Raw genomic sequence first — 22,217 nt, forward strand, 5'->3', positions numbered from 1 at the left:
GATAAATCACCTGTATAATCGAAAACCGGGTCTTTGAGAGATGAGATGAATGCAGAGGACTCTGATTCAGGTCTGGTCTTCTTAAAGATCCGGTTCACCCCGACGGAAGGTTTCCTACAGTACTCACTCTTATCAGACATCTTTGTTGTGATCGACCGGAGATCCCTCTTCAGGTTCCGGTGTCTGAGAGATCTCTCGGATCACCCGGGCAGGGTTGCCGGCGATCACCAGATGCCCTTCAGGAAAACTCTTGGTGACGACGCTCCCCGCACCGACGACGATATAATCCCCAAGGGTCACCCCGGGCAGAATCACCGCGTTCATACCGATCCAGCAGTGGGACCCGATCGATACATCCTTCCCTGGCAGATTCCGGTCCAGATTGGTGGGATCATGGTTCGAAGTGATCAGCCCGACATTCGAAGCGATCCATGTCCCGCTCCCAATCGTGATCGATCCCAGAAAATTCTGGAAGTATTTGCCTCCCCCCTCATTGAACATATTGATGTCATCGAGATCGAAGGTGATATTGTAGGGCACCGAGATCGTATTCAATGGTGAAACCGGCCAGGGGATGGTGCTGTTGAACCGGAGGATCTTCTGCCAGAGGATCCCGCGAAACACCCACCGCCAGCCATCGATCGAGTCATCGAAGTACCGTCCGCGGAGGTACCGTCTGTCGTAAAAGACCGATCCAAAAACTGTGAAGACCCGAACCAGGATGGAGAAGAGCCGCCGTTTCGTCTCTCGTGAAACCATAACGCTCAGTACTGTTCAGCATCAGAACTGATAAGGGTCACGATTTGATGCCAGGCCCCGCTCAATAAGGTCAGAAGAAAAAAATTGAGAAAAAAATGAGAGAGCGTTAGAGCCGGGTATAGCAAACCTTGCAGGCTGGATCGGCCCACTGCTTGCGCATTCCCTTCACATCGATGACGACCGGGGTGCCGTTGCTCATCTTTTCAACCCCTTCAAGGGTCAGCGACTTGAAGGCATCATGCGGAACATTGATGATGATACAGTCAGCCTTGAACCCGTTCAGATCCTTAAGAGGCTTCACACCAAACTGGTTGATGTCGGCCTCTGAAAGGAGTGGATCATACCCATAGACATCAGCACGGAACTCCCGAAGTTCCTTGATCATCTCATGGGACGGGCTCTCCCGGGTGTCAGGCACATTCTCCTTGTAGGTGAGCCCGAGGATCAGCACCTTCGAGTCCCGGATCACCTTGCCGGCGTCGTTCATCCCCTTGATAGCCAGTTCTGCGACATGCTTGGGCATGAAGTCGTTGATCGCACGGCCGGCGAGGATCACCTGAGGGTGGTACCCGAGCTCCTCTGCCTTGTAGACGAGGTAGTAGGGGTCGACCGGAATACAGTGACCGCCGACCAGACCTGGACGGTAATGGTGGAAGTTCCACTTGGTTCCCGCCGCCTCGAGGACAGCCTGGGTGTCGAGACCCATCTTCTGGAAGATCAGCGAGAGCTCGTTCATCAGGGCGATGTTCAGGTCACGCTGGATGTTTTCGATCACCTTGGCAGCCTCAGCCGTCCGGATGTTCTCTGCACGGTAGACCGTGGTCACGAGGCTGTACAGCGAGGCGAGTGTTTCGAGGGTCTCCTCATCCATCCCTGAGACGATCTTCGTGATCTTTGGAAGGATGTGTTCCTCGTCACCAGGGTTGATCCGCTCAGGTGAGTACCCGATCTTGAACTCCTTTCCGCAGGTAAACCCAGACATCTTCTCGATCATCGGGGCCATGAGTTCCTCAGTCACCCCAGGGTAGACCGTGGATTCGAGGACCACGATGGCACCCTTCTTGATATGTTTCCCAATAGTCTCAGCCGCTGAAATCACCGGCATCAGGTCAGGATCCTTGGCCTTGGTCACCGGTGTCGGCACGGCAATGATGATGATGTCAGCCTCCCCAATATGAGAGGGATCAGTGGTTGCCTGGACCTTGTTCCCAGGGGTCTCGTTGATGATCCCGATCTTCCGTGCGTCGATATCAAATCCAATCGTCTTCAGATGATGCGAGAAGGCTTCTGCCAGTGGATAGCCCACATACCCGAGGCCGACTACACAGACGGTCTTATCAGTTACTGATTTCTGAACCATTGTATCGTCTCTTCTAATCCCTGTAGTAAGGTGAACCCGGGTTCATAATTAAGGTGCTCTTTGGCCAGGGTGTAATCTGCCAGAGAATCCCGTACATCCCCGGATCTGGGTGCATCATAGATCAGTTCGCGGCGTTCGCCGATGATCTCCATGATCTGGTCGGCCAGCACATTCAGGCTGACCCGCCGATCACAGGCGATATTGAAGATCCCCTCACTCGAGGACTCCATCGCAAGGATATTGGCATGAACCACGTCCCGAATGAAGGTGAAATCCCGGGTCTGCTCCCCATCACCATGGATGATCGGAGATTCATGGTTCAGGATCTTCGTAATAAAGTTCGGTATCACCGCAGCGTACTGCGACTTGGGATCCTGCCTTGGACCAAAGACATTGAAGTAGCGCAGGCAGGTCATCTTCAACCCGTACAGTGACGAGAAAACATTGAAATAGTGCTCCCCGGTCAATTTGGTGACCGCGTACGGAGACATCGGCGCCGGGGTCATACTCTCGCGCTTGGGCAGCGTCGGAGTATCTCCGTACACCGACGACGAAGAGGCGAACATGATCTTCTTGACCCCCTGGTCGCGTGCGGCCATCAGCACGTTCAGAGTTCCACCGATGTTCACCTCGTTGGTCGCGACCGGATTCTCGACTGATCGCTGCACCGAAGGAAGGGCGGCCTCGTGAAAGACATAGTCAACCCCGGAAAAGACCCGGTTCACCAGGGAAAGATCGGTGATGCTCCCTTTTATAAACTCGACGTCGAGCCCCTTGAGATTTATCTCTCGTCCAGTTGAGAGATCATCGAGCACGATCACCTGATGCTTTTTGCTCAGTTCCTCAGCAAGGTTCGAGCCGATAAAACCCGCTCCACCGGTAACGACGACTTTCATTGTACAAGGTATACAATTGCGATATTAAAGGTATCGCCGTTTTTTACAGAGTATAACCAAACAGAAGAGTGGGTGACCGGTTTCACCCGTTAGCGCGACAGAGATTGGGACCCTACCGCTCGATGGCCTCGATATGGACAGCGGCCTTCTCAGCCAGTGCCTTTCGCCCTTTCAACGCGGCGATCTCGGTGACGGCCTCAAGCAGATGGACCGACTCCTCAAGATATGAGAGGATATCTGCCGGAAAGATCTCGATCCCATACTCGCCGGCGAGCGTCTGGCTGATCTGCCGGTGATCGAGCCCCTCCTCGCGGAGTTCGAGGAGCGTTCGGGCGAACCTGCGTTCAGGACAGCCGCAATGCGGAGACTTCTTGCATCCACACCGGACAAAGTCCTCGAGGAATGCGAGGATCTGGTCACGGGTGCGTCCATCCAGCAGGTCGAGGTTCACCTCACCGTTCAGGGCTTCAAGCATGTTCCCATGAAAGGCCCGATCCGAGAGCCGGCAACCTGAGACTCGCTCGATCTTCCGGGCATGAATCAATCGTGCTTTATCGGCGATCACGAACTTTCCCCGGGCTCCTCATCGAACTTCTTTAAGGACTTGAAGGCTTCTCCCATCGTCTCGATCTCGATCAGCCACTCATCGAAGAGCGTCGGGTTCTCAAGGTCATCCTTGACAAACTTACTGCAACAGGTTGCCCCATTGATCACAGAGGCCCCAATATTGGAGGCGCAGTCAAGAGCATCTTCGAGTTGATCCTCAGGAAGTGATTTTCCCTTCTTCACCAGCACCTTCAGGTCGGTCTCGAACGCCCCTTCCATGAACCGCCTGCAGGAGGCGAAGAGGACCAGCATCGTCAGCTGGATCGGCCCGACAAACTCCTCCAGTTTCCCCTCAGGCAGCGGTGACATCACGATCGCCTCTACCGCAGTGAGTTTATCCAGGGCATCCTCCTTGGAGAACCGTTCGTTCTGCCAGAGTTTTATGATCTTCAAGACAGAGAGCGTGATATCTTCGCTGAAGATGTACAGCATCGCGAGCCCTTCGGGCATCTGTTCACTCTCAGAATCCCCTTCAAAGTCTGCCTCGTTCAGCGAGGTGAGCCAGTTGGTCCACCGCTCTTCATTATAGAAGATATAGAAGAGTTTCTGTGGCTCCTGATCTTTTGTCTTCCCTTTCTCCGCTCTCCGTGCCATTCTGGTACTCTTTTCCCTGACCTTTTAAAGATTTTTTCCCCAATCTCCCTGTCAGGATGTACATCAGGTGCGCTACAAGGGGCGACGTGAACAGAAAAAATGGGAAAAAGTGAGAGGTATGAACCGACCTTCAGATCAGTGATATACCATACCGTCGTTATTTTTTCCGGGACGGAATTTGCTTTTTATACCGTTCAAGGAGTTCAGGGCTCTGGAGTCTGCGGATCTGGACCGCATTGACCACCGGATCTCCGATAGCTACATATCGCCGGATCACCTGACCGAGCACCTCGACGACATCCCCGGCCTTCACATCCTCCTGGGGAGAGGTGAACATCTTCACCGAGATCTCGCCGGTCCGGTCAGCGATCAGGTATTGAGGCCGGTTCAGGAACTTGAAGTAACATCGTTCGACAACGCCTTCGATCCTGATCGGCTTTCCATTCAGATTTTCGTTGATCGTATTGATCTTGACCGATTTCGCCTCTTCCTCATACATCGGGATCATCGAGACATAGGTGCTCTGGCTCATATAGTTGAGCACCATCGGAATGATCAACAGCAGGATCAACGTCGGGAAACCCCAGATCAACAGGTGCGTATCCCCGGTCACTCCAACGGTATACAGCAAAAGAAAAGTGAGGATCAGAAAGACAGCGATCACAAGGATCGAGACCCTCACATTGATTGTACCGATCTTCATCGGATAGACTCTTACTTTAATGCCTGAATTTCTTTTCTGAATGCAACCCAGTACAGGATCCCAACAAAGAGAAGACCGCCGACGATATTTCCGAGGGTGGCTACAATGATGTTGTTGGTCCACATCGTGACCCAGGTCAGTGATGCCGAGGCTGCAGAGGGAACGAGGCTCTGTGTGAAGAGACCTGCCGGGATGAAGTACATGTTTGCAACACAGTGCTCGAACCCGATGGAGACGAAGGCCATGATCGGGAACCAGATCCCAAAGAACTTACCGATCAGGTCGTCAGCGCATATCCCGAGCAGGACTGCCAGGTTGACGAGCCAGTTACATCCAACTGCTTTGAGGAAGAGAGACCACATGCCAGCTGCACCGACATAACTGACCTTTGTGGTCGCAATTGCAATCGCTCTGGTTCCAAACGCGGTGATGCTGGCAGTGCCTGCTGCATCCCAGGTTGTGAACGGTCCATAAGCCATGATATATGCAAATACAAGGGACCCGAGCAGGTTGCCGATATAGACCCAGAGCCAGAGGTTCAAAACATTACCCCAACTGACTTTGTGGATGAATGCAGCCATGGGAGCGAGCATTGCATCACCGGTGAAGAGTTCTGCACCGCACAGGATTGTGATGATCAGCCCGACAGGGAAGACTGCACCCAGAATCAACTGACCGATACCTGGAGCTGCAAATCCTGCGTTGACGAATCCCGCATCGGTCGCAACCTTTCCGGCTACGATGCCGGTGCTGCAGACTGTTGCAAGGGCTGCGCCCATTGCAATATACGCCCCTGACATAAAGCCACGGAGCACCATGTTCCATGCTGGCAGTCCGACCTTATACTTGCCGGCATCCCCTGCCTTCGCAACAATTGCTACTGGTGGATGAAAAACCATACTTAATACACCTCTCTGAATCGTACTCCCTATACCAGCAACATCATATGGGTGCAATGGTCATAGGTCATTCTAAAAATCCTTTGTGGAGTTATTAATATCTTTCTAATTGTCGATCAACTCAGGATCGTTCCGAAAAATTGAGATGTCCCCAATTCAGACCCAATTAACATTAACACATTAATTTTATTAAATAATCAATAATTTATAAAAGAGACGATGATCGAGGAAAATAGGCAACATCTCGGTTGAACCAGTAAAAATTGACTGTTTTTTATGACCGCGCGAAATCGATTACTCCAAGAGGAGGCATTTCTCATTGAGCACCCATATCAACAGATAACCCCATTTTCGGAGTCCTTTGATATACTCATACTTCAGGATACACCCCTCACCTAAGACCCCTCACCACGAGCCAATACCCATTTGATGAAAAACAGAAGAAGTGGTAAAAAAGAAGTTCTCCGTGATCAGGAGAACTGGAGATAGTCGAGAGTCATGGTTCCCAGAGGCTTCAGCGTCAGGGTATGAGTCCCTGCCGGGATCGCCACTGGCTTCTGTGTCTGGGTCAGGGCACAGGTCTGTGTACCCGGTACCTCAAGGGTGCAGAGGTCCGCACCATCGAGTTGAACCAGGACCCTGGTCTTCTCCTGGGAGGATGCCTGCAGAGCCACGGTGTAGTTCCCAGCAACAGGAGCATTGACCGCATAGGCGAGCCAGGTGTCCTTCGTCAGATTGTTGACCAGGTAGCCTTTCTCAACCGTTGAGTAGTGGACTGGAACGAGATCGTTCCGGTACTGCCCGCCGGTGCTGTTCAAGGTGTTCATATGATACCCAATTCCCTCTCCGCCATCCTTAAAGTTCTCGGCCTCTATCCGCCCTGGGAGGGTGTAGCCGGCCGGTTGCGGCACATAGGTGGGGGCACCTGCAGGCGCAGGTGCATCAGTCACTGTCGCAACAGGAGTAACTGTCTGGATGACCGTGGTGTTCACCGCTACTGTTGTTGGCACGGCCGTGGTTTGCACTGTCGTGATGGCAGCCGCCGTGGTGGCAGCCGTCTGGACGGTGGTAACATTCTGGACCGGAGCAGACTGAGTGATCACCGGTAGCGGCGTGCTCACCGAGATCTGAGTCTGCGTCTCCACCGGCGCAGAGGTGGTCGGCATTGCAACGGTCTGGACCATGGTGACTGACGGTGTTGTCAGGTTCGCCTGAGTTGTGGTCTCAACCTGAGCTGGCTGCCCCGTTGTCACCATCGGTACCGCTTCAGCGACCGTCGGCAGTGAGGTCGGCTCTACAACCGTCTGATTCGCTGTTACCTCCAGGAGGGCAGCACCCTGGGTCAACCCATGGGTCTTGAACTGGATCCAGTTCAGATTCTGGTATCCACCTGCCATCAGTTTCAGCACATGCGGCCCCGCAGCGAGGGACACCTGCTTAGTGACCGTCGTATAGGTGTCGTATGACCCAGTGTTGGGAACCACCACCTGACAGACTGAAGAACCATCCACCTGGAGGTTCATCGTCGTACCCGACTGCGGGCTTGAAACCCTGAACAGTACATCGTAGAGGGTCGTGCTCTGCACATTCACTGTATATTTGAGCCATTCGCCGGCCCGGATATAACTGACCACCGGGCTGTTTTCACCATTGCTGTACTCGATATCGACATCGTCGTTGCGGTACTGCCCACCGGTGTTTCCCGGGGTGGTATCGTAGTACCCGACGCCTTCGCCGCCATTGTTGTAGTCTTCGGCCTCGATCACACCCGGGATGACTCCATTACCATATGACTTGGGAATCGGCACTGGCAGCAGAGTGCTGGTGGAGATCGGAGTCGTGGTCTGCGTCGCAGTCGTGGTCGTAGTCGCCGCTCCACCCGAGGGCTGGAACCTCATGAATTCCAGGTTATCGTAACCATTGAAGTTTATCCGGATCTGGTGGAGTCCGGCCGGCAGTGAGATCTGCTGGACCACAGTCGTATACGTGTCAAACGATCCAGTGTTCGGCACATTCACCATACAGGCGTCCATGCCATCCACCTGAACCACAAACGAGGTCCCACTCTTCGGTGTGGATACCCTGAAGGAGACATCAAAGACGCCGGCTGCAGCCACGTTTGCAGTATACCGGATCCATTCGCCAGGTCTGACATACGAGAGCACATTGGTTCCCTCTGCAGCGGAGTATTCGATATCCACATCGTCACTCCGGTACTGTCCACCCTGATTGCCAGGAGTGGTGTCGTGATAGGCCACACCCTCGCCACCATCGTCATAGTTCTCCGCCAGGATAGTACCCGGGATGTTCGTCCCACCATGCGTCGACGGTGGAGAGGTCGCTGTTGTCGCAACTGTTGTCGTTGCGACGGTGGTGACTGTTGTAGTCGGCAGTGGAGTATCGGTGTGTGTGGTGAAGACCATCGTTGCTAGGTTATGATACCCAGTGGTGGTCACCTTCATCTGATGCGTACCGGCGAGCACATAGACCGGCATCTTCACAGTCGTATAGGTGTCAAAGGAACCAGTGTTCGGCACAACCACCGTGGTGATTGGGATATCATCCATCGTGACGGTGAACGAGTTCCCATCGGTCGCACTGGAGACCTTGAATGTCGCATCATAGACACCTGCAGTTCCAACGGTCACGGTATAAGCAAGCCATTCGCCAGGTCTCATATATCCAACCACTGGTCCGTCTGTACCGGTACTGTATTCAAGATCTACATCATCGGACCTGTAGGCTCCACCCTGGTTTCCAGAGGTGGTGTCATGATACCCAACACCTTCACCGCCAGTATTATAGTCAGCGGCCAGGATAGTACCCGGAATCACTGATGTCCCAAAGGCTACCGGTGTCGGTATCTGAGTCACGGTCTGACCAGGCAGTGGGATCGTAACAATCGTCGTTGTCGTCGGGTTCGATGTTGGATCTGGTGTGATCGTGGTCGTCGGATCTGTAGCGATATAGCCGTTGATCGAGATCTGGTTGTTTGCGCAGTTGTGATAGGTGATCACCTTTGCTGGATCGACACCGCTCACATAGATCTCAAAGGTACAGTCTGTAACCGGCCATGGATCGTTTGGATGATCCTCACGGAGACCTAAGGAGATACTCCCTGTCGACTGCTTCGGATTGATCAACTTGAAGTTCTTCACCACAACGCCATCTGAACCCCAAGCATAGATCCCATATGTGCGTGCATTCTTGCTGACACAATTATTCAACTGGATGTTTGTACCAGTACGGAACTGGAACGCGTAGTTCGAACCGTCATCTGAGCAGTTGTTCAGAATTACATCCTGCGCACTCTGCCAGACCCAGAACCCGTTGTTCCGGTTATTAATGGCGACGCAGTTGTTGAGAGTGACCCCGCAGCTCAGGTAATACCCTGAAAGATAGAACCGCGTTGGATCGGTATTTCGCCAGCCATTATTGACACTGACACAGTTGGTCAAGACACTGTTCTTCTGAACCGGCAGATCCATATTCGGGTCGTCGCCACTGACAAAGTTCGGCTCAAAATAGAACCCTGACTCCCAGTTGTCCTCTGCCCTGCAGTTGGTGACCTGCAGGTCATAGAGATCGGCCCCTTCGTGGAAGTCAAAGCCGACCGCCCAGATCTTGCCGGAACCAGAGTTTCCACACCGGAGTGCGAGGCAATTGACGAACCGGATATTCTTCGTCGTCCGGGGTGAGTTCATTCCGTTCACATTGAATCCAGTCGAGCCGACATCGATCGCCTGGCAGTCGACGAACTCGATATCCTCACAGACCCTGCCATTGGCCCAGACAAAGAACATCCCATTGACTGTCGGTGCGGTCTTCTTGGAGTTCTGGATCACCACATTATGGACCTTGATATGACTGGCCTGGATCATCAACCATCCGCGGGTAGTGATCTGGAGATCCTGGACCGTGGTATAGTCATGTGCAATATCAATACGAGCGTCGTAATCTCCGCTCATGCTGATAATTGTCTTGTTGGGACCCTGCCCCTTCAGCACCGAGTTGCCCGTCGTTAGGATCGTTCCATCTGTGTGAAATGTCCCTTCAGTCAACTGTACCGTCCCTCCTGAAGCAAGTGCAGCATTGATCTGCGACTGGTCACCAGAACCATCACAGACATACTGAGCCGACGCCTTCGACGACGCACTACTATCTGATGCCGCAACGATCGTTGTTGCGGCTGCTGCCTGTATCAGACAGAATAAGGAGAGGATAATGAGGAAGATTCGTTTTTTGGATCGTATATTCATCTAACACCCTCTGATTACTACAGGAACGTATCTCTATAAGTAGTTTCTTATTTATTTTACATCGTAATTTGATATCAATTGCAACAATTTAAGCCGAATATGTGTTTATATTCAAAATAATGACTTGAATTTGATTAATTTTTAAAAATAAAAGTATATATACAATAAATTTTTTTATTACAGAAAACTCGCCATAAATTCCATTAATACTCGATTAAAGAACAGATTTTGGATTATTTCTCTCCTGTAGTTACCCACACATCAAGATGACCCGAACCATCCAGGTATGCGCCCCGAGATAAGAATGAGAGATAGACGACAGTCTGGACAATAATATATAGAGGAATCTGAGGAGATGAAAGGACCAGATTGACGGGAAAAAACCGACGATATGAGGGACATCTTTATATTTTTTAGAAGATAGTTCTGTTAACGAAAATTTCGGCGATAAATATGATAACCTATACACCAGAACAGGTGAGAGAGCGTTTTGGACCGCTCTTCTCAAAGAAGTTCCTTGTGATGGTCGACGAACTGGCCGGCATGGCTGAGATCTTGGAGCAGTGTCGGTCCAGAGGTACCATCGAGTGGGATGCGATGAACAGATCCAGAGCCGGGGGTGCCGTCATCACCTGTGCCGTCGAAGGAGCGGCGATGACAATCCATGCCAGGATAGGCATCTATCCAGTGAACTTCGGTTCTGCTGGAGACGCCATCGGCGGGCAGGCCCTGGAGGGTGTGGAAGTGAACGATAATGAGGTCGTCACGATCTGGCGAGGGATCGCCGGCGCCGGCGTCGGGATCGCTGCCTGCCTCCCCCAGGCCCCGGGCGTGATTCGAGCGGAATACCCGGAAGAGGAGGACCTCCATGTCGGCGGGGCCCGGATCAACCATGTCCGGATCGTCTCCCCCCGGTACGAGAAGATCACAATCGGGATCGACGACACCGACACTAAAACTGAAGGTGCCACCTGGGTGATGGCCCTTCAGTGTGCCGAGGCCTGTTCCATCCCAGGGGTCGAATTCCTGAACATGCGGCTGATTCAGTTGAACCCGGACGTCCCGAACAAGACCACCAACTGCGTCGGTTCCGCCCTGAACTTTGCGGTCCTCCCCGGGAAGGTAGAGGCCCTCCTCGAGTTTGTCAGGGAGTATGTGCTGGCCCACACGCACAGTGATGAGGCTGGGATCGCCTGCTACTCAGGCATAATTTTGCCTGATCATGACGATCTTGCAGCCCGCGTGAAGACCGAGATCCTGACGGTCGATCAGGCGACAGCCGGGGCAGAGGTATGTGGGATCCGATTCCTCATACCCGCCCCAACAAAGGGACGCATCGGGGCCCTCGGCGCAGTTCTCTGGGCAAACAAAGGCGTGGAGGCGGCAGGGCTCTATGGCGAACATCTCTGACCCGTACACGACGACCTACGCGAAGATCGCGGCGGTCACCGATCCGACCACCAATCAGGTCGAATTGATCGAGTTCTTCGACTGCATCGGTGGGGCAATGTGGTGTGGCCACCATTATACCCAGAGCCCGCTCGTCACCTCGACCAGGGTCGTCGGGTCCACGATGCGATACCTCCTCAAAGAGGGAAAGGTCACGCTCGACCTGGTGGGATCGCGGTTCCCGGCAGGGATCTCAGAGGTCGCGGTCGCCGGCGAGGAGGTCGGGATCACCTATATCGGCATGGGTGGTGGCGGTGTCGGCGCGGCCTGTGCACGATCGAACGCAGCAGGCGTGATCAGGAGCAGGAGCGACCCGGCCGGCGGAGGAAAGGTCGCGAGTGCGACGATCTGGGTGCCGGCCCGACAGCGGGTACTGATCGGTGTCGATGACACCGATACCCCTGAGGCCGGGGCCACCTGGACCCTCGCCCATAACATCGCAAAGGAGGTCGAAGACAGAGAGTCCATATACCTCTCCCATACGATCGTCCAGCTCTTTCCGGTCCCGTTCCGGACCAAGAACTGCGTCGGGCTGGTCTGTGAGTTCGCGACCACCGACCCTGCAGGGCTGACCAGCCGGTTCAAAGCACTGGTCGAAGAGTACACTCTCTCCGACGAGACCGGGATGGCCGTCTTCACCGGATTCGATCCCGCCCCACTCAGGCCGTTTGGTGAACAGGTGAAACGCGGCCAGGTCAGTTGGGACGATCTGCAACAGATCAAGGATGAACGGTTGAAGATCGTCCTGAACGGACGGGGGGCGATCGGTGCGGTGGCGGCGATCCCATTCTCAACGAGATATGAGGAGGCGCTCGAACTATGGAATGGACACGGCTGAAGGCAGAACTCCTCACGGCCGGAGGTGTCAGGGTGGAAGGTGAGCCAATCGACCGGTTCACCTCCTCATCGGCAGCCGGCCCGGGCGCAGGAGGAAGCGGTTCAGTCTTCTTCTCAGACGGAACCCACCGGGTCAGGCTCGGTCTGAACCAGAAGAGCACGATCACCCTCATTCACCAGGGGAATGGCGAGGCACGCCTCCATAGGGGAGATGAGATTATCACAGGCAGGATCGAGGAGATCGGACTCCACTGCCCCAGACAGGCTTACATCACCGTGACCGGTTCCTGCAGTTTTCAGTGCAGGTACTGTCCGGTACCCTCCCTCAAGGGGAGACGAAAGACCGCTGGCGAGGTGGTCGCGATGATCGAAGTGGTCGCTGACCGAATCGATGCGATCTCGATCACCAGCGGAGTTCTCTCCACCTGCGAAGAGGAGGAGGATTACATCTGTACAGCAATCCTCCCCCAACTTCAGCGGTTCAACCTTCCGATAGGCGTCTCGATCTACCCGACCGAGAGAACTCCCGGCCGGCTGCACGCCCTCGGGATCGCAGAAGTGAAGTTCAACATCGAAACCGCTACCGACGAACTCTTCTCAGAGAACTGCCCCGGGCTTGAACGGAGTGCAATTAAAAAGGCACTGACCGACTCGGTTCCTCTATTTGGCAGGGGACATGTCTTCTCCAACCTGATCGTCGGGCTCGGGGAGAGCGACGAGGAGATCTATACCTGTATCGACGAGTTGACCAGAGCCGGTGTGGTTCCGTGCCTTCGCCCACTGAATCCAGTCGCCGGCCTCACCGAAGAAGGGCGGCCCTCACCCGAGCGGTTGCTCAGACTGGCAAACTACCATACCCTTGCCCTCGAACGTGAACACCTGGACCCAGACCAGGCGCTGACGATGTGCACCGCCTGCACGGGCTGCGACCTGGCACCCAGGAGGGATCTATGATCGGCACCGGTACCGAAGTACTGGCCGAAGCAATCAGAGTGGCGGCAGATCGATGCTATGCGGTACCAGGGTACCCAATCACTGACCTGGCCCGCCTTGCCAGGGCTGAACTGGTGATCAATGAGAAGGTCGGCCTCGAGAAGGCGCTCGGAGACTCGCTCTCCTCCAGGCGGGCCTGCATGATCCTCAAACATATCGGGCTGAACGCCTGCGCCGATCCACTGATCGAGGCCACCACCCAGGGGCTTAAGGCCGGTGTTGTGGTGATCGTCGGCGACGACCCGACTGCAGTCCAGTCACAAAACGGACAGGACTCCCGCCACTATCGTGACCTGGCCGGCGTCCCGGTGATCACCCTCGATATGAAGGCTGTCAGCGAAGGGATCGAAGCGGCGTTCAGAGCATCTGCATCTTTTTCTAGAATAGTGCTGGTCAGGGTCACGCCGGATCAACTTGCCGGCGAGGCATCGACTGGAACGGTTTGCCGGGGGCAGGAGACCGGGAGTCTGGCACCCACAGACCGGACCTATTTTGGCCGGATGGTGAGGGCGGCTGAACAGCACCCCCAGATAGTGGCCTGGGCCGACCGGTGCAGAACGGCAGGAACCTTCACCGACGCAGCCCTCCCGACAGCACCGATGCTACCGGAGAGGGCGGTAGAGACCCAGCAGAAGCGGGGCTCCTCCACAACCTTCTGCAGCGACTGCCCGTTTCACCTGCTCTTCTCAATGCTCCTTGCCGGGGATCGGCAGGTGATCTGTGACACCGGATGTGCACTCCTGGCCCAGAACCCCCCATACTCCCTCGGATGGGGTTCGTACGGTCTTGGCTCCTCGATCGCCGTCGCCTCGACGAGCACCGGGGTGGCCCTGACCGGCGACTATGCACTCTTCCACAGCGGGATCAACGCCCTTATCGAGGCCTATGAGAAGCGGTCACCCCTCCTCTGTATCGTGCTCCAGAATCGGTGCATGGGGATGACCGGCCGACAGCAGATCCCGGACCTGCTGAAGTATATTACGTGGGCAGATCCGATCATCATCTCAGCCGACGACCAGACCGGGCTCGAAGATGCCCTTGCAGAGACCAGACGCCCATGTACCCTGGTGGTGCAGGGGGCTTGTATAATTGGAGAGACCTATGTTTCCAGAACGATGGAATGTTGAGATCTGTGATGTAACCCTGCGGGATGGCGAACAGACCCCCGGGATATCATTCACCTGTGATGAGAAGATGAAGATCGCCGGGATGCTCGATCAGGTCGGAGTCGACGTGATTGAGGCAGGGTTCCCCACCGTCTCTCCAGAGGAGAAGCGGTGCGTGACCGCTATCAGCAGGATGGACCTGGATGCCCGGATCTGTTGCCTGGCCCGTGCCCGACCGGAGGATGTCGAGGCCGCAGCCGCCGCTGAGGTGGACATGGTCTCCCTCTTCATCGCAACCTCCGACCTGCACATAAAACATAAGTACAAAAAACCGCGTGAGGTAGTGTTGGCCGGGGCCCTCGATATGATCGACCTGGCCCGCGACCACGGTCTGGCGGTCCGATTCGCAGCAGAGGACGCTTCACGGACAGACCCGGCGTTCTTGAAGGAGGTGTACCGGGCAGGGGGAGATCATGGCGCGGACCTCGTCTCGTTCGCCGACACCGTCGGTTGCCTGACTCCGCTTGAGATGTACGCCGTGATGAGCGACCTCTGCAGCACCGTCAGTGTCCCGCTCTGCGCCCACTGCCATAACGACATGGGGTGTGCGACGGCCAACACGATCACGGCCGCCGCTGCGGGAGCATTCCAACTTCACACCACCGTCAATGGGATTGGGGAGCGGGCCGGCAATGCCTCCCTCGAGGAGGTGCTGGTGCTACTCAACCTGAAAGGGGGAGTCGTCCGGTACGACCTCTCGCACCTGGGCGAACTCTCGGCACAGGTCTCGACCTCCTCCGGGCTGCCAGTCCCAAGAAACAAACCCGTGGTCGGGGACCTGGTCTTCTCCCATGAGAGCGGGATCCATATCGCCGCGATGCTCGAGGACCCTGCAACCTATGAGTATCTGCCTCCGGCCCTGGTCGGCCGGGAGCGGCAGTTCATCCTCGGCAAACATTCAGGCACCAAAGCACTCCGATACATCACGGCCTCCCTCGGTCACCCGCTGACCGATCCGCAGATCGCACGGATGCTGACCCTGATCAAGGAGCGGAGCGAACATAAGTGCAGTATCACCCCCACGGTGCTGAAGGAACTGATTCATCTGGTTGAGGAAGGGAGGGGCTGATGTCGACGCTCGCTGAACGGATTCTGGGCGGAGCGGCCGGCACCTACCTGGACCGAAAGATCGATACCGCGTATGCCCATGACGGGACCGGAGTCCTGACCCTTCAGGCCTGGGAGGAGATGGGGGGTGGCATACCAGCCCATCCCGAGCGGTTACAGATCCTCTTCGACCACATCGTCCCTGCCAACAACAGCACCACCGCCACCCTCCAGCAGAAACTCCGGGCGTTCTCAAAGGGTGCCGGTATCCGCTTCTCCGACTGCGGGGAAGGGATCTGCCACCAGGTGCTCGCCGAAGGAGGGATCATCCCTGGAAACGTGGTGATCGGGGCCGACTCGCACACCTGCACGCTCGGGGCGTTCGGCGCCTTTGCCACAGGTGTCGGGGCGACCGACATGGCTGCAATCTGGGCATCGGGGTGCATCTGGCTGAAGGTTCCCGAGACGATCAGGGTCGACCTTCAGGGGAGGCTGACTGGCGCTGCCGAGCCCAAAGACCTGGCCCTCCGATACGTCTCGCTCCTCGGGATGGGCGGGGCCACCTACAAAGCCCTGGAGTTCACCGGGGAGGGGGCGGCCACGATCCCGATGGATGGAAGGCTGACGATGGCCAACCTCGCCGTCGAGACCGGTGCCAAGGCCGGCCTCTTCTACGCGGACCAGGAGACCAGGCGATACCTGGCGGCATCTGGAAAAGATGTCGATGATGCGATCACCCAGGTCCCTGAGGAGGGAAAATACCTGGAGACCCTGGCGATCGATCTCGCTGATATCGAGCCGCTGGTCGCCGTCCCCCACCGGGTCGACACAGTCCGACCGGTCGCCGACGTCGCCGGGCTCCATCTGGATCAGGTCTTCCTCGGCACCTGTACCAACGGTCGGTACCCCGATCTGGCCAGGTTCGCTGCGATCGTGAAGGGGAAGAAGGTCGTCGTCCGGACGGTGATCGTCCCGGCCTCGCAGAAGGTGCTCATCGAGGCTGCCTCCACCGGCGTGCTCGCAGACCTGATCGGTGCCGGCTGCATGGTCGGTCCGCCAGGATGCGGCCCCTGCCTCGGGGCTCATCTGGGGGTGATCGGAGAAGGGGAGGTCTGCCTCTCAACGGCCAACAGGAACTTCCTCAACCGGATGGGGGTCGGGGGATCGATCTACCTCTCCTCGGTCAGCACAGCTGCGGCGAGTGCCCTCACCGGCGAGATCACCAGTCCGGAGGGGATCTGATGAAGGGTGAAGGCCCGGCGGTCTGCGTCGGACGCGACATCGATACCGACCTGATCATCGCCGGCCGATACCTCCGGACCACCGAACGATCGATCTGGGCCGCCCACACCTTCGAGGACCTGGACCCGGCCATGGCCGGCCGGTTGAAAGGGGCTGTGATCGTCGCCGGAGAGAACTTCGGGTGCGGGTCGTCACGGGAGCAGGCCCCGGTGGCCCTGAAAATGGCCGGGGTCGTTGGCATCGTCGCACCCTCCTTCGCCAGGATCTTCTTCCGGAACGCCATCAACATCGGCCTGCCCCTGATCGAAGCAGACCTCAGGTGCGTCGACGGAGAGACGGTCACCTTCGACCTCGCTGAGGGGGTCGTCACCGTAGGAGAACGAACGATCAGCGTCACCCCCCTCTCCTCCCACATGCAGGCGATCCTCGATGCCGGCGGGCTGGTCGCCTTCTGGAAGGAACGGCGATGATCATTCACTGCAAAGGGGTTGGGGTCGCCTCGACCAGACCCTGCGGGGATAAGGTCTACTTTCTGAGCCAGTACCTGCTCAGGGTGGCCAGCAACCCCCCCGGCTATGACCTGGTGAAGGTGGTGCCGGACCCAAAGGGGACCGGACTGATGCGATCTATCCAGAGCGAGGAGCTGGTCGTGCCGTCAGAACAGGTCTACTGTTACCCGGAGAAGGTACAGATCCATGACCATGCCCTGCTGGTCAGGCTGGCCGCGGAGGGCGGATACCGGTGCACCGTCTTCACCGGCCTCGACGAACACCTGACCTTCGTCCTCGACCCCGACCCGGACGAACTCCTCACCATCCACGTCTATGATATCATCCCCCCCCGCCCGAGCCTCAGCGCCTGTATCATAGAACTCGAAGCTTGCGGCCTCTTCGGGGATCTATCGGTCCGGTTCGTCCACCACATCGAAGACATCAGCACCTGGGATGCCGACGTCTTTCCCTGCAGAGCCGCTGGTTTTCATCGAACCCTCGACGCCGACAGGATGGAGGGTGGCGAGAAGGTCGCCGGGTGCATAACCGGGGCTGCACTCTATCATGAATGCTGCGATCAGGAGATGACTCAGTTGAACACCTGCCCGGTGGACCAGGTCAGTGAAGAGCCCTTTATCGCCAGATGCTGCCGGATCGAACGGACAGGAATCGCCATCCATCACGGGCGGTTTGGAGCGGTGGTCCACTGGGGAGCGTCCCCAGCAGATATTGCATACTCAATCCAGGCACTCGTGAAGGAGTGGAGGGATCGCGAATGACCACCATCGCCGTCGTTGAAGGGGATGGGATCGGCAGGGAGGTGGTCCCGGCCGCCGTCACCGTCCTCTCCACGATCAATCCGGACTGGGAGTGGGTGCCGGTCGAGGTCGGATATGCCCGGTGGCAGAGGACCGGCTCATCCCTGACCTCCAGTGACCTCGCCGTGATGAAGGAGGTCGACGCCGTCCTCTTCGGCGCGATCACCACGCCGCCGGGAGGGGAGTATCCGAGCGTGATCCTGCAGATCAGAAAGGCGCTCGACCTGTACGCCAACATCCGACCGGTCAGGGCTCCGGGGGTCGACCTGGTGACGGTCCGCGAGAACACCGAGGGGCTCTACTCTGGGATCGAATGGGAGGAGGAGGACCGGGCCTGCTCGGTCAGGGTCGTCTCAAAGAAGGGGACACGCAGGATCGCGGCCCGTGCAGCCACCCTGGCCAGGGAACGAAACGGGCACCTGACGATCGGCCATAAGGCCAATGTGCTCAGGTCGGACCAGCTCTTCCTCTCTCTCTGCACGGCTGTGGCTGATGAGTACCAGATCCCGCACACGACCAGGTTGATCGATGCGCTCTGTCTCGACGTCCTCCTCCATCCCGAGGCCTACGATGTGATCGTCACCACCAACCTCTTCGGGGACATCCTCAGCGATGTGACCGGGTACCTGGCCGGCGGGCTCGGGATGCTTCCGAGTGCAAATCTCGGGGACCGGCACGCCCTCTTCGAACCGGTTCATGGGAGCGCACCGGATATCGCCGGCACCGGCAGAGCGAACCCGATCGCTGCGATAGAGAGCGGGGCGATGATGCTGAATCATCTCGGTTACCCGGAGCAGGCCGATCTGATCGAGGCTGCGATTCAGGCGGTGATGCTGGCCGGCATCAAAACCCCTGATATTGGGGGAAGTGCAGATACCAGGACCGTCACCCGGGCGATCTGTCGTGCGCTACAATCTCCCTGATCCTTTTTTGAAAAAAAGTGATGATCAGTTCGTTGATTAATGTCTGCGTAGCGCCAGCAGCCCGACCCCAAGGAGGGCGAGCGCCCAGGGAAGCGGAGATTTCTGAGTGGTCGCCGGGATGGTGGCCGCAACGGTGGACGAATTATTAACCGCGGATGTCACGGTGGTGACAGCGCTGCTGGCAGTCCCATTCACCGAAACAGTGGTCTGTACCGGTGTTGTTCCATTGGTTGCAGTGATCGCAGTCTGGGAGATCGTACCTGCGTTGTCGGCGAGGACCAGGGTGTAGGCGCCTGCGGCCGGGATCGGAACCAGCGTCTGGAAGCCGCCCTTCTCATCGGTCAGGATATATTGCGGCCCGTAGATGGTGCTGCCCTGGCTGGTCACGGTGACGATGATGGAGGCTGTCTTCAGATTCTTCGCCGTTCCGGAGACGATCAGGCTACCGTTGAAAGCCTGCGAGAGCGGTGCGGTCACGGTGGCTTCACCTGAACGATCGACGATGGTGACAATCTTCCTGACCACAGCGCTGGAACCGATCGGATAGTCGGTATTCTCAAGCACCTCGACCTTGTAGTTCCCAGTCAGGAGATCGGTGGTCTGGAAGGTGGTGTTGAACTGTCCGTTCTGCTGGACGATCACGGTGTTCTTCTGGTACTGGTTGCCTGAGTAAGGAGAGAAGAGGGCAACATCGAGCCTTATTCCGGCCGGGAAGTTACTGGTCGCGTTGGCGGTCAGAACATCGCCCTTGGTCAGCGTGGACGGTGCATCCACATTGACCAGGTATGCTGAGGCGGTCCCGATCAGAAGCAGAGAGAACAGGATCACCAGAGGGATCTTTTTCATCATCATAGGATCAATTCATAGGTGTTAATGATATCTAAATCAGATGAAAAACCTCTCGCCTGCTGGAGAGGAAAGGACCGGCTCGGCCCGGAGATCCTCGACAGCCTCACCATCATCTTCAAGACAGGGGGATGCAGTTGGAACAAGTGCAGGATGTGCTCGTACCGGCATGAACGGTTTGGGGACGGGACCCCGGAATCCCTCGCTGCACTGGTCCGTGACCAGGTGAACTGGGTGCTGGCACACCACCCGCTGGAGACCTACCAGATGGTGAAGATCTTCACCTCAGGAAGTTTCTTCGATCCGGATGAGGTTCCGCCGGCGATGGTGGATGAAGTGGCGGCCACCTTTCGAGGGAAGGTGGTTGTCGCAGAGACCAGGGCCGAATACGTCGACGGGGATCGGATCAGCCGTTTTGTTGCCGCGATCGATGACGGCACCTACACGATTCCGCTCTACATCGCGATCGGACTTGAGACGACCAGCGACCAGATCTCTGACAAGTCGATCAACAAGGGGTCGACCTTCGCCCGATTCAGGGAAGCTTCAGAGACCGCACGAAAGGCCGGGGCAGGAATCAAGGCATACCTGCTGATGAAGCCGCTGTTCCTGACCGAACAGGAGGCGATCGATGATATGGTTCGATCGATCGAGGAGGTCTCCCCCTATGCAGACCTGATCTCGATGAACCCCTGCACCGTTCAGAGCAGGACCGAGGTGGAGCAGTACTGGAAGCAGGGGGCCTACCGCCCGCCCTACCTCTGGTCGGTGCTGAAGGTGCTCAACGCCGTCGATCGGGATGTGCTCTGCGACCCGGTCGGGGGTGGCAGGAGCAGGGGGCCGCATAACTGCGGAGCCTGTGACCATGATATCATCACCGCGATCAATGAGTACGCCCTGACCGGGGATCGGGAATTGATCCGGGCAGCCGCTGCTACGGACTGTGCATGTAAAGAAGAGTGGGAGTTCGTCTGCTCGCATGAGCAGTCGCACTGTATGCCGCTCACCCGGTGAACACTTTTTTATTCGACCGTCTGAATCGGCGATTTCGTATCGGGTTTGATGACCCGGGTGCGGAAGTCCGGGATCAACTGTTCTGCGAGGAGGGGCAGGAAGGTGCCGGCATCGCTGACGATCCCAATCGCCTGCATCGTGCCGCGGTCCATCAGTTTGGTGACCGAGGAGGGGTTGATGTCCACGCAGATCGTCTTCACTGAGGAGCCGAGGCAGTTGCCGACGGCGATCGAATGGAGGAGTGTCGCGACCATCAGCACCATCCCGCAACCCCGGAGATGTTCACGTATGGCATCCTGCGCCTTCATCGAATCGGTGATCACATCCGGGAGCGGCCCATCGTCCCGGATCGAGCCGGCGAGCACGAACGGGATATCGTTGGAGATACACTCGTACATCACCCCCCCCGTGATCACCCCCTGCTCGACCGCAGCACGAATGGAGCCGGCGCGCATCACCTCGCTGATCGCATAGAGGTGATGCTTGTGACCGCCGACCACCGGTTTGCCGGTGGAGAGGTCCATCCCGAGCGAGGTGCCGTACAGGTTGTACTCGATATCATGGGTGGCCAGGGCATTACCGGCAAAGATCACATCGATGAACCCCTCCCGCACCAGGCGGGCGAGGGCGAGGTCGCCACCGGTGTGGACGATCGCCGGCCCTCCGACCAGCGCAATCTTCCCACCCTTCGCCTTCAGTTCCCTAATCTCTGCGGCGATGTTCCGAATCAGCGTCTCGCTGGGCCTTTCAGGGGATACAGTCCCGTTCATGAACTCGAATGTGCTCTGTTCACGGGGGCGCTCTGGCGGGATGATCCGAACGCCCTGCTCTCCCATCACCACGAGATCGCCCTTCTTCAGTTTGGAGAGCGGGGTGCAGAGGGCTGCCATCAGAGCCGGGTCGACCACGATCAGACAGTCCATCTCGTTGTCCACCACCTGCAGCCACTGGTCCCGGTACTTGACCGAAGTCGGGTAGTTGGTCGTCGAGTAGAACCCCTTCGGCACCACCCGGTCAGCCTCGGCTGGGACCAGGTGGACATCATCGACCTCCAGCTGGCGCGCACCGTATCGGTGCAGGTCGCTCAGGATCACTGCCAGCTGGTTTGGATCGCTGGCCACCACACGAAGCCTGGCATAACTGGGATCGGTCTTCTTCTTGCCGACGTCAAAGGTGAGAATCTCAAAGTTTCCCCCCATATCCATGATCCTGTCGAAGACAAGTGTCATGATGCCTGAGTCAATGATATGACCTTCAAGCTCAATCTCCCGCGATGCCTGCATGGAGACAATGTCGGCGACGCTGCTTAATATTG

The 22,217-nt window shown here is 56.9% G+C and carries 20 protein-coding genes; 10 read left to right on the forward strand and 10 right to left on the reverse strand.

Features of this window, described 5'->3' with window-relative positions:
• Positions 1-132: 132 nt before the first annotated feature.
• From MPAL_RS10645 to MPAL_RS10680, 8 genes are all read right to left on the reverse strand, one after another.
• Entirely contained in the window at positions 133-759 is a 627-nt protein-coding gene (locus MPAL_RS10645; RefSeq protein WP_012618747.1) for a DapH/DapD/GlmU-related protein, read from the reverse strand.
• A 106-nt stretch (positions 760-865) separates the two neighbouring features.
• On the reverse strand, positions 866-2,119 hold the full coding sequence (locus MPAL_RS10650; protein ID WP_012618748.1) for a nucleotide sugar dehydrogenase: 1,254 nt from the start codon (positions 2,117-2,119) through the stop codon (positions 866-868).
• Entirely contained in the window at positions 2,101-3,015 is a 915-nt protein-coding gene (locus tag MPAL_RS10655; RefSeq protein WP_012618749.1) for an SDR family oxidoreductase, read from the reverse strand. Before MPAL_RS10655 ends, MPAL_RS10650 begins: the two co-directional genes overlap by 19 nt.
• Positions 3,016-3,127: 112 nt before the next feature.
• A complete protein-coding gene (locus MPAL_RS10660; protein WP_012618750.1) occupies positions 3,128-3,580 on the reverse strand; it encodes a DUF5814 domain-containing protein in 453 nt (150 codons plus the stop codon).
• Positions 3,577-4,215: a DUF2150 family protein gene (locus MPAL_RS10665; RefSeq protein WP_012618751.1), complete on the reverse strand. Its 639-nt coding sequence runs from the start codon at positions 4,213-4,215 to the stop codon at positions 3,577-3,579. Before MPAL_RS10665 ends, MPAL_RS10660 begins: the two co-directional genes overlap by 4 nt.
• Positions 4,216-4,372: 157 nt before the next feature.
• Positions 4,373-4,918 carry a single stranded DNA-binding domain-containing protein gene (locus MPAL_RS10670; RefSeq protein ID WP_012618752.1) on the reverse strand — a complete coding sequence of 182 codons (546 nt, stop codon included), beginning with the start codon at positions 4,916-4,918 and terminating at the stop codon, positions 4,373-4,375.
• Positions 4,919-4,929: 11 nt separating this feature from the next.
• A complete protein-coding gene (locus MPAL_RS10675; protein WP_012618753.1) occupies positions 4,930-5,817 on the reverse strand; it encodes a formate/nitrite transporter family protein in 888 nt (295 codons plus the stop codon).
• A 470-nt stretch (positions 5,818-6,287) separates the two neighbouring features.
• Positions 6,288-10,076: a carbohydrate-binding protein gene (locus tag MPAL_RS10680; protein ID WP_012618754.1), complete on the reverse strand. Its 3,789-nt coding sequence runs from the start codon at positions 10,074-10,076 to the stop codon at positions 6,288-6,290.
• Positions 10,077-10,529: 453 nt separating this feature from the next.
• Between MPAL_RS10680 and MPAL_RS10685 the strand changes: the two genes are divergently transcribed.
• The 9 genes from MPAL_RS10685 to MPAL_RS10725 are packed head-to-tail and all read left to right on the forward strand — an operon-like array spanning position 10,530 to position 19,042.
• Complete coding sequence (locus tag MPAL_RS10685; protein WP_012618755.1) at positions 10,530-11,486, forward strand: hypothetical protein; 957 nt, start codon at positions 10,530-10,532, stop codon at positions 11,484-11,486.
• Positions 11,470-12,363, forward strand: a complete 894-nt coding sequence (mmp11, locus tag MPAL_RS10690; protein WP_012618756.1) for a methanogenesis marker protein 11 — start codon at positions 11,470-11,472, stop codon at positions 12,361-12,363. The genes MPAL_RS10685 and mmp11 overlap by 17 nt, the downstream gene beginning before the upstream one ends.
• A complete protein-coding gene (locus MPAL_RS10695; protein ID WP_012618757.1) occupies positions 12,345-13,316 on the forward strand; it encodes a radical SAM protein in 972 nt (323 codons plus the stop codon). The genes mmp11 and MPAL_RS10695 overlap by 19 nt, the downstream gene beginning before the upstream one ends.
• Entirely contained in the window at positions 13,313-14,482 is a 1,170-nt protein-coding gene (locus MPAL_RS10700; protein WP_012618758.1) for a thiamine pyrophosphate-dependent enzyme, read from the forward strand. The genes MPAL_RS10695 and MPAL_RS10700 overlap by 4 nt, the downstream gene beginning before the upstream one ends.
• A complete protein-coding gene (locus MPAL_RS10705; RefSeq protein ID WP_012618759.1) occupies positions 14,457-15,590 on the forward strand; it encodes a homocitrate synthase family protein in 1,134 nt (377 codons plus the stop codon). The genes MPAL_RS10700 and MPAL_RS10705 overlap by 26 nt, the downstream gene beginning before the upstream one ends.
• On the forward strand, positions 15,590-16,810 hold the full coding sequence (locus tag MPAL_RS10710; protein ID WP_012618760.1) for an aconitase/3-isopropylmalate dehydratase large subunit family protein: 1,221 nt from the start codon (positions 15,590-15,592) through the stop codon (positions 16,808-16,810). The genes MPAL_RS10705 and MPAL_RS10710 overlap by 1 nt, the downstream gene beginning before the upstream one ends.
• Entirely contained in the window at positions 16,810-17,280 is a 471-nt protein-coding gene (locus MPAL_RS10715) for a LeuD/DmdB family oxidoreductase small subunit (protein ID WP_012618761.1), read from the forward strand. Before MPAL_RS10710 ends, MPAL_RS10715 begins: the two co-directional genes overlap by 1 nt.
• The gene (locus tag MPAL_RS10720) at positions 17,277-18,080 is read left to right on the forward strand and encodes a DUF7714 family protein (RefSeq protein ID WP_012618762.1); all 804 of its coding nucleotides are present in this window, start codon (positions 17,277-17,279) and stop codon (positions 18,078-18,080) included. The genes MPAL_RS10715 and MPAL_RS10720 overlap by 4 nt, the downstream gene beginning before the upstream one ends.
• Entirely contained in the window at positions 18,077-19,042 is a 966-nt protein-coding gene (locus tag MPAL_RS10725) for an isocitrate/isopropylmalate dehydrogenase family protein (RefSeq protein WP_012618763.1), read from the forward strand. Before MPAL_RS10720 ends, MPAL_RS10725 begins: the two co-directional genes overlap by 4 nt.
• Positions 19,043-19,078: 36 nt before the next feature.
• Here the strand turns inward: MPAL_RS10725 and MPAL_RS10730 are convergent, their stop codons facing one another.
• Positions 19,079-19,894 carry a hypothetical protein gene (locus tag MPAL_RS10730; RefSeq protein ID WP_012618764.1) on the reverse strand — a complete coding sequence of 272 codons (816 nt, stop codon included), beginning with the start codon at positions 19,892-19,894 and terminating at the stop codon, positions 19,079-19,081.
• Positions 19,895-19,915: 21 nt separating this feature from the next.
• Between MPAL_RS10730 and MPAL_RS10735 the strand changes: the two genes are divergently transcribed.
• Entirely contained in the window at positions 19,916-20,902 is a 987-nt protein-coding gene (locus MPAL_RS10735; protein ID WP_012618765.1) for an archaeosine biosynthesis radical SAM protein RaSEA, read from the forward strand.
• Positions 20,903-20,910: 8 nt separating this feature from the next.
• Here the strand turns inward: MPAL_RS10735 and MPAL_RS10740 are convergent, their stop codons facing one another.
• Positions 20,911-22,185, reverse strand: coding sequence for an ornithine cyclodeaminase (locus tag MPAL_RS10740; RefSeq protein ID WP_048145342.1), 1,275 nt, complete (start codon positions 22,183-22,185; stop codon positions 20,911-20,913).
• Positions 22,186-22,217: the final 32 nt, after the last annotated feature.

It is taken from the genome of Methanosphaerula palustris E1-9c, assembly GCF_000021965.1.
Taxonomy (GTDB): Archaea; Halobacteriota; Methanomicrobia; order Methanomicrobiales; family Methanospirillaceae; genus Methanosphaerula; species Methanosphaerula palustris.

Bases quoted from the DNA above. Each gene is read 5' to 3' on its own strand.
- MPAL_RS10645 (WP_012618747.1), bottom strand. From the start codon at position 759: ATGGTTTCACGAGAGACGAAACGGCGGCTCTTCTCCATCCTGGTTCGG.
- MPAL_RS10650 (WP_012618748.1), bottom strand. From the start codon at position 2,119: ATGGTTCAGAAATCAGTAACTGATAAGACCGTCTGTGTAGTCGGCCTC.
- MPAL_RS10655 (WP_012618749.1), bottom strand. From the start codon at position 3,015: ATGAAAGTCGTCGTTACCGGTGGAGCGGGTTTTATCGGCTCGAACCTT.
- MPAL_RS10665 (WP_012618751.1), bottom strand. From the start codon at position 4,215: ATGGCACGGAGAGCGGAGAAAGGGAAGACAAAAGATCAGGAGCCACAG.
- MPAL_RS10670 (WP_012618752.1), bottom strand. From the start codon at position 4,918: ATGAAGATCGGTACAATCAATGTGAGGGTCTCGATCCTTGTGATCGCT.
- MPAL_RS10675 (WP_012618753.1), bottom strand. From the start codon at position 5,817: ATGGTTTTTCATCCACCAGTAGCAATTGTTGCGAAGGCAGGGGATGCC.
- MPAL_RS10680 (WP_012618754.1), bottom strand. From the start codon at position 10,076: ATGAATATACGATCCAAAAAACGAATCTTCCTCATTATCCTCTCCTTA.
- MPAL_RS10685 (WP_012618755.1), top strand. From the start codon at position 10,530: ATGATAACCTATACACCAGAACAGGTGAGAGAGCGTTTTGGACCGCTC.
- mmp11 (WP_012618756.1), top strand. From the start codon at position 11,470: ATGGCGAACATCTCTGACCCGTACACGACGACCTACGCGAAGATCGCG.
- MPAL_RS10695 (WP_012618757.1), top strand. From the start codon at position 12,345: ATGGAATGGACACGGCTGAAGGCAGAACTCCTCACGGCCGGAGGTGTC.
- MPAL_RS10700 (WP_012618758.1), top strand. From the start codon at position 13,313: ATGATCGGCACCGGTACCGAAGTACTGGCCGAAGCAATCAGAGTGGCG.
- MPAL_RS10705 (WP_012618759.1), top strand. From the start codon at position 14,457: ATGTTTCCAGAACGATGGAATGTTGAGATCTGTGATGTAACCCTGCGG.
- MPAL_RS10710 (WP_012618760.1), top strand. From the start codon at position 15,590: ATGTCGACGCTCGCTGAACGGATTCTGGGCGGAGCGGCCGGCACCTAC.
- MPAL_RS10715 (WP_012618761.1), top strand. From the start codon at position 16,810: ATGAAGGGTGAAGGCCCGGCGGTCTGCGTCGGACGCGACATCGATACC.
- MPAL_RS10720 (WP_012618762.1), top strand. From the start codon at position 17,277: ATGATCATTCACTGCAAAGGGGTTGGGGTCGCCTCGACCAGACCCTGC.
- MPAL_RS10725 (WP_012618763.1), top strand. From the start codon at position 18,077: ATGACCACCATCGCCGTCGTTGAAGGGGATGGGATCGGCAGGGAGGTG.
- MPAL_RS10730 (WP_012618764.1), bottom strand. From the start codon at position 19,894: ATGATGATGAAAAAGATCCCTCTGGTGATCCTGTTCTCTCTGCTTCTG.
- MPAL_RS10735 (WP_012618765.1), top strand. From the start codon at position 19,916: ATGATATCTAAATCAGATGAAAAACCTCTCGCCTGCTGGAGAGGAAAG.
- MPAL_RS10740 (WP_048145342.1), bottom strand. From the start codon at position 22,185: ATGCAGGCATCGCGGGAGATTGAGCTTGAAGGTCATATCATTGACTCA.